Origin of the sequence: Mesorhizobium carmichaelinearum (assembly GCF_900199455.1) — a bacterium.
GTDB lineage: Bacteria > Pseudomonadota > Alphaproteobacteria > Rhizobiales > Rhizobiaceae > Mesorhizobium > Mesorhizobium carmichaelinearum.
In genome coordinates this window covers 1-465 of sequence record NZ_FZQR01000155.1, presented here as the reverse complement: position 1 = coordinate 465, position 465 = coordinate 1, and the positions used below count along the sequence as shown (strand labels likewise).

The window sequence follows — 465 nt, the reverse complement described above, 5'->3', positions numbered from 1 at the left end:
GACGAGTACTTTGAGAGCGACGACTACGTCCTCTCCTCGGCGGTTGGCCACCTGGTCGAGATTGCCGCGCCGGATGAATACGAAGTCAAGCGCGGTAAATGGAGCTTCGCTCACCTGCCCGTGATCCCGCCGCACTTTGATCTGCGCCCGATCGCCAAGTCCGAGTCGCGCCTGAAGGTGCTGACGCGCCTGATCAAGCGCAAGGACGTGACCAGTCTGATCAACGCATGTGACGCGGGGCGCGAAGGCGCGTTGATCTTCCGCCTGATCGCGCAACATGCAAACACCAAGCTGCCGGTAAAGCGACTGTGGCTCCAGTCGATGACGCCGCAATCCATCCGTGATGGCTTTGGCAAGCTGCGCAGCAACGAAGACATGATGCCGCTAGCGGACGCCGCGCGCTGCCGTTCCGAGGCCGATTGGCTCGTCGGTATCAACGGCACGCGCGCCATGACGGCGTTCAAC

1 pseudogene is annotated in these 465 nt (G+C 62.2%); it reads left to right on the top strand.

The window, feature by feature from the left end:
• Positions 1–465 (top strand): annotated as a pseudogene (locus CKW40_RS42460) (toprim domain-containing protein); the annotation flags it as partial.